The 3,915-nt window shown below is 61.9% G+C and carries 4 protein-coding genes and 1 pseudogene; 4 read left to right on the top strand and 1 reads right to left on the bottom strand.

All coding sequences use genetic code 11. The features are described from left to right. Positions 1-300, top strand: a pseudogene (locus EOD07_RS25770) (sugar ABC transporter ATP-binding protein); the annotation flags it as partial. 131 nt (positions 301-431) lie between these two features. On the opposite strand, the gene EOD07_RS25765 reads toward EOD07_RS25770, so the two are convergent. Then, positions 432-1,505, bottom strand: coding sequence for a mandelate racemase/muconate lactonizing enzyme family protein (locus tag EOD07_RS25765; protein ID WP_245470487.1), 1,074 nt, complete (start codon positions 1,503-1,505; stop codon positions 432-434). 231 nt (positions 1,506-1,736) lie between these two features. Here EOD07_RS25765 and EOD07_RS25760 point away from each other — a divergent pair, with 231 nt between their 5' ends. From EOD07_RS25760 to EOD07_RS25750, 3 genes are all read left to right on the top strand, one after another. After that, the gene (locus EOD07_RS25760) at positions 1,737-2,765 is read left to right on the top strand and encodes a substrate-binding domain-containing protein (RefSeq protein ID WP_164772516.1); all 1,029 of its coding nucleotides are present in this window, start codon (positions 1,737-1,739) and stop codon (positions 2,763-2,765) included. A gap of 212 nt (positions 2,766-2,977) precedes the next feature. Further along, the gene (locus EOD07_RS25755; protein WP_245470485.1) at positions 2,978-3,283 is read left to right on the top strand and encodes a cytochrome c; all 306 of its coding nucleotides are present in this window, start codon (positions 2,978-2,980) and stop codon (positions 3,281-3,283) included. Then, positions 3,280-3,915 (top strand): trypsin-like peptidase domain-containing protein (locus EOD07_RS25750; protein ID WP_245470483.1); only part of this gene is annotated, 636 nt, incomplete at its 3' end. The genes EOD07_RS25755 and EOD07_RS25750, both read left to right, overlap by 4 nt.

The raw sequence follows: 3,915 nt of genomic DNA, 5'->3' as shown, positions 1-3,915 counted from the left end.
GCGCTGCTTTGCGGCCCGAAGCTGCTTTTGCTCGAGGAGCCCACCCGTGGGGTGGATATTCATTCCAAGGCGGAAATCTACCGGCTGCTGAGGGACTATGCCGACCGGGGCAATCTGGTGATCATCCTGTGCACGGAAGCGCTGGAAGTCTACGAGGCGGCGGATCGCGTGCACGTCATCGCCAATGGCAGGGTTTCGCCGGGGCTTGCCGTTGCCGACTACGATCATGTCGAGCAACTCGCGACCGATATCACCCGGTTGGAATACGAAAGCCGCGCAGCCATGCCGAAGGCGGGATAGAGCCCTTCAGGATCCTGCGGGAACCGAACGATTTCCGTGTGATCCTGAAAGGACCGGGAAGGTTAGCCCGGTCCCGGAGAAACGCCTCTCCTGCGCCGCTGCGGGACGGAACGAAGCCGAACGCGTTCCGTTCAATTGACCTTGTACTTCTTGATCGTTGCCTCATCCAGCACCAGCCCGAAGCCCGGGCCCGCCGGAACATCGTAGTAGCCGTTATCGAATTTCGAGCGATTGGCAACGAGCGCGTAGAACAACGGATCCCGATCTGGATGAAACGTTTCCAAATATGTGCCGTTCGGAACACCTGAAAGCAGGTGCGCGGCGATCTGCGGCTCTTCGTGATGACCCATTTCGCAGGTGAATGCCTGCGCCAATGCCGCCACGCGCCGCCACTCCGTCGGGCCGCCGCCCCAGCTGGCGTCGAAATTGCAGACGTCGATGGCGCCCGACATCATCAGGTCGCGACATCCGACGCGGCTGATTTCGCTCTGTCCGGCAGTCACGGGAATTCCCATCTGGTTGCGGGCGGCCGCAAGGTCGAGGCGATCATTGTACCAGCGCACCGGTTCCTCGAACCATCGGATACCGAGGTCCCGGGCATGCCGCGAAAACTCCACCGCCTCGCGCAGGGACCAGCCCTGGTTGGCATCGACGCAAAGCACGAAGTCATCGCCAACCGCGCTGCGGGCGGCGCGGACGCGCTCGGCATCCTCCTTGGGCGTGCGGCCGCCAACCTTGAATTTGCAGCCTCCATACCCTGCCGCCCGTATATCTTCCATTTCGCGGCCGAAATCCGCTAAGCCTTTGTTTTCCTCGTAATATCCGGCTATGCAGATGACGGGGAGCCGGTCACGATAGCCGCCCCAGAGCTTGTAGAGCGGCACATTCAGTGCCTTGCCGACCGTGTCCCAGATGGCGGAGTCGATACAGGCCTGGGCGCACATGGCGAGCTTGCGGTCGCGCAGAATGTTGTAGCTCGGCTTGCGGGCTTCTTCCCAGCAGCCTTCGATGTTGAACACGTCTTTGCCGATCAGCCGCGGCTGGATTTCGTCGAGGATGATCTTGACCACCTCGGCCTGCGTTTCGAACTCGTCGCCGTTGTAGACCTCGCCGACAATTCCGCCGGATGTGTAGATCCTGGTGATGATCGTGCAGCGATGCGTCATGTAGTAATAGCTGCCGCGGAAGGTGCGCGGCAGGGGCATGCAGAGCGGTATGCATTCGATGCGTTCTATTTTGAGTGGCGCGACCATGGGTCGATCAATCCTGCAGAGAAAATGAAACGTTTCTAGTTTTATGTGGCCGGGCGCCGTCGGTCAAGCGATAACCGGCGGCATGTGTCTTGCTGGAGGGGGACCAGTTGCGCTAGAATTGGCTTCTGTAATAATTACCGCAACTTGTTCGGAAATCCGGGATGTGGTGACAGAGGAGCCGGCGTGACGAAAGTCGTCGAGAAGAAAGCGACGATCCGGGATGTGGCTCGCGTCTCGGGTGTCTCTGTCGGAACCGTTTCACGCAGCCTTAATGCTCCCGACACGGTGAAGCCCGGAACGCTGAGCAAGGTGAGGGCGGCGATCGAGTCGCTCGATTTCCAGCCGGATGCGCGGGCGCAGAACATGCGCCGCCGCAGCACCTTGACGGTCGGCTTCGTCATCGACGACATCGCCAATCCCTGGCATGCCAGCTGCTTCAAGGCGATCGACGCGGAGCTTCGCCAGAAGGGCTATTCGCTCTATCTGATGAGCACCCACGGCCAGGCCAGCGAAGAGGCGGCGGCGCTCGACATGCTGCAGCACGGCCGCGCCGATGGGATGATCATGACCATCAACAACGAGCAGGATCCGCGCACCATCAAGCGGCTGAAGGAACTTCGCATTCCTGCCGTCCTGCTCGATCGCGACATTCCGCTCGAGATCGATGCGGTGCTGACCGAGCATGCGCCCGGCTTGCGCCAGGCCACCAATTACCTGATTGAACTGGGGCACAGGCGCATAGCGATCATCACGGCCGGCAGCGACATCCGTCCGGGGCGCGAGCGTGTCCGCGGCTTCGTGGAAGCGTTCGAGCGTGCCGGCCTGCCGGTGCCGCGCGATCTGATCCGCTCGCAGAGCCTGTCGGCGGACTACGGTTTCCGTGAGGCCACCACGTTGCTGCAGATGCCCGAGCGGCCGACCGCGATCATCGCGGCCGGCAACAGGATACTTGCCGGCGTGCTGCGCGCCATGCAGCAGCAGGGCGTCTCGGTGCCGCAGGACATATCGCTGATCGCCTGCGATCGATCGGATATCGCCATGCTCTATCCGGGTCCGATCACGCTGATCGACCGACCGGTGGAGGAAATCGGGCGAACCGCCGCACAGTTGCTGCTCGAGCGGCTCGGTGGCAGCAACGCCCGGCCGGCGCAGCGCATCTCCTTTCCCACGCATCTGATCATGGGAGGCTCCTGCCTGCCGGTGCGTCGCTAGCGCTTCTCGCCCAAGCGAAACCAGGAATCCCCAAGCGGAATCAGGATCATCTGGCAGGGCATCAGCCGTGCGACGTCTCCCGCGGCATCTCGGCCCGGCGGGATCGCTGTACTTCATCGGGCGATAGGATCGCTTACGGCAGTTTGAGCCAGATCAAGGCCCGGCGCCCGTTTGTTCCGTAATCGGTGGACATGAAACGCCGAACAGTATTCATGCTCGTGCCGTTTGCAGTCGCTTTCGCATTGCCCGCCTGGGCGGACGACCGTTCGCGGATTGCCTATGGCAAGAGGTTGGTCGAAGCAAACTGCGCGCGCTGCCATGCGGTCGGCCCGACAGGCGCAAGCACCCACCCGGATGCTCCGCCGTTCCGCGCATTGCATCTGCGCTACCCGATCGAAGACCTGCAAGAAGCTCTAGCCGAGGGCATTTCCACCGGTCATCCGGATATGCCGGAGTTCGTGGCTACTCCTGATCAGATCGAAGCCATTATTGGCTACATCGAGAGCCTCGGTCGATGATGGCGGCTCAATCGTCGGCGGGCGCAGCCTGGAACGCGTTGCGCGCGGTTCTGGTCGCGGTCGGCGTTCTCTCCACAGTCTCCGCGGCGTGGGCTGCCGGGCCGTCCCTCCTCGTCAACGATCCTCCCTCGCTGGCGCCAATGCTCGAACGCGTCGTTCCGGGCGTTGTCAGCATCAGCGTCAAGGGAAGGATGAACGGCAGTGCGGATTCGGCCCTTTCGGATCCCTTCTTGCGGAAGTTTTTCGGACTTCCGGAGCAGCCGTCACTTGCGGAACGCTCGTTTCAGGTGGCGGGGTCAGGGGTGATCGTAGATTCCAAGGATGGCTATGTGCTGACCAACAATCACCTGCTGGAAAATGCCGACGAGATCGTCGTGACTTTGTTGGACCGACGATCGTTTCCAGCCAAGGTCGTTGGCACGGATCAACCGACCGACATCGCGGTCCTGCAGATACGGGCAGGCAATTTGATGTCGGTGCCGCTGGGTGACTCCGGCGGTTTAAGGGTAGGCGATTACGTCGCGGCCGTCGGCAACCCGTTTGGCCTCAGTCAGACCGTTACATTAGGCATTGTCAGCGCGCTGGGTCGCTCAGGTCTGGGCTCCGAGGGGCTGGAGGATTTCATCCAGACG

The organism is Mesorhizobium sp. M2C.T.Ca.TU.002.02.1.1 (genome assembly GCF_003997225.1).
This window is presented reverse-complemented; position numbering and strand designations above follow the sequence as displayed.